The 2,612-nt window shown below is 34.5% G+C and carries 1 protein-coding gene; it reads right to left on the bottom strand.

All coding sequences use genetic code 11. The features are described 5' to 3' along the window. Positions 1-783: 783 nt before the first annotated feature. A complete protein-coding gene (locus B2V92_RS25570) occupies positions 784-2,484 on the bottom strand; it encodes an FAD/NAD(P)-binding protein (protein WP_293313445.1) in 1,701 nt (566 codons plus the stop codon). Positions 2,485-2,612 lie beyond the last annotated feature (128 nt).

Raw genomic sequence — 2,612 nt, 5'->3', positions numbered from 1 at the left:
GACAAAAAGTAAAATTTTTGAACATAAGGTTGAAATTAAGGATGATTGGTTATCATTTACAGCCTAAATAGATTGTGCCGTAAACGGTTTGGTTATTGTTTGTTTTTTGGCATATATATACCTAGCGACAAAAAGTAAAATTTTTGAACATACAGTTGAGATTTGGATGATTAATTTTTATTCATAGCCCAGGTAGACTGCACCATGAACGGTTTAGTTATTGTTTGTTTATTATACCTTGGTTAGAGGTTTTATTTTATTTATTATTTATAGTTCTCTTGCCGGTTAAACAAGATTTTTGCTCGTAATACTAAAATAAAAATATCGGCTCGTTATGATTTGTTAATGCAAGATATAGATTAAGGAAGCCCGATTTTTATTTTTTTCAACGCAAACGTTTGCTTAAAAAAATGCGTAAAAAGCAAAACCACATGTGCATTAATAACTTAAGCATCAGCAGCAATTAGATAATTTCTGATTTTTCGAGGCGAAAATTATTTCCTTTGATAAGAGTATACAGGAAACATTAAAATGACAATTAAACTTTATACAAAAATTAACCCCGTGTAATTACATTCTGCCTTGATATAGATTTTTAAATACAATTAACCTCACCTTAAAACGACATTAAAAATGATGCTGAACAAATTAAGCGCAAACGTTTGTTTTTTTTAAAACAGAAATTCAAAAAACAAACACAAAACACTAATAATCAGTTAATTAATAAATAAAATACGCTTAAAAATTTGTTTTATATGATCTAAATAGGTTTAAATTATTGTGCTAAATTTGATTAATTATCGCTTCTGATGCGGCCTCACAAAAGTCGATTCCCGAATAGTCGGGGTTATAACCGCCAATATAGGGAACCGCCATAATGTAAATTCTTTTATTGGTTTCGCCATTTTTATCCACCACCTGAAAATGATCGTTAATGGTAATTCCGGGTACAGTTAAAAAATAGGTATCCCCCTCTTCTTTTATTACAAGATCGTTATGTTTCATTTCGGCCTTTCCCTTGGCAGCAGATTTAAACTGTAACCTTGCTGCACTTACTGTGCCGTTATTGATTAAACTTTTAAAAGGAAAATCGCTAAAAGAAAGGTGTGGCTGACCGATACAATCGATAAAGGTATCGAAATGCACGGTTACTTTTTTGCCGTCAACTTTATAATGATAATCTGCACCACCTGTTTTCAAGGCTTCTACTTCGGCATCATCCCCAACAGCAACAATACTCAATACACCGGCCTCATGGAGGGCCAATAATTCCCTGCACGAGCTTTGGGGCACAAAAGCAATTACGATTGAAATTAATGGCATTAACACTTTTTGCAAACGTTCCATATCTTCTGCCGATAGGTATTTTGCGGGATAGTTCATCGCGAAACTTAGAATGGCAAGTGCTTCTTTCCAATAAATAGATTTTCTTTTCTCAATCGATTTTTCTGCTTCTTCGTATTCCTTTTTAAAAAGATCGAATGGTTCCATTTTTTCACGGTACCCCATCATGGCTTCTACAAAACTTTCGAGGTCCATATTCTTGATCTTTTTGTAAAAAGCCAGATCCTTTTTGATGAACATTTCTTTAAAGTTCTTCTCAAACACAAAATCCAGTGGCAAAAAGCCTCCGTGTGCTGCAATACTTTTATGGATTTCGGCTTTAGTTAAAGTTCCATCTTTACCAAGGTGCGAATCTTCCAGATGGAACCTGATGGCTGGTAAAAGTCCACTCCGAGAATGCATTACGATTTTAAAGCCTTTACTTTCCAAATGATAAGAATAAGTGCCATCTTCATTATCTGTAAACTTTCCGTTTTTGCGGGCCAGGGTTCTTAACGCATCAATCGCTGTTAATGATGAGCCCATAATGCAAACGGTATGATCTAATTTTAAAGCTATCTTTTTAGGTGGATAGGGCGAATCAAAATAATTAGGAATTTTACCTTCGTATTTTTTTGGCCAGTTATGGCCGATGCAGATAATTACCTGATCAAAATAGACCTTATTTTTGTTTTTAACACAAACGGCTACTTTATTCTCGGTTGGAAAATCAATAACATCTTCTACTACACAGTTTAAATACACCCTGGTTTTAATCCCTCTTTTAACAGCAGCCTTTTTTAATAAATTGAACTGCGCAGATAAATATTCGCCAAAAAATAGCCGGGGCAGTACTTTATATTCGTTAAATTTCGCTTCGTTAATGTCGAACTTTTTTAAGATTGCTTTAGGGGCAATTTTTACCCAATCTTCGATAGAATTATAAATAACAGGAATTTCGTTGTCTGATACATTGGTGATATGCTCAACATTGGCGCCTTCGCCACTATATGGCATACCCGCGCCCAGGTAATCTTTCCGCTCAAATATGGTAATTTCATAATCAACCTTATCCGCTTCGGTTAATCTTTTGTACATGAAAAGACCACTTGGTCCGCCGCCAATGATCGCGATTTTCTTTTTTGCTGTTTTCCTATCCATTTATAGATGATACAATCTTAAAAAGAACAAATTGTTTTGTTTTTTTGCCTCAGAGGATAATTGTTTGCCTCGGAGACTCGGAATACACAGAAAATCTTTCTTCAATCCGTCATCCTGAATTTATTTCA

The sequence above is a fragment of the Pedobacter sp. UBA5917 genome, from assembly GCF_002432345.1.
Taxonomy (GTDB): domain Bacteria; phylum Bacteroidota; class Bacteroidia; order Sphingobacteriales; family Sphingobacteriaceae; genus Pedobacter.
The sequence above is the reverse complement of the archived record's forward strand: the minus strand, read 5'-3'. Positions and strand labels throughout refer to the sequence as shown.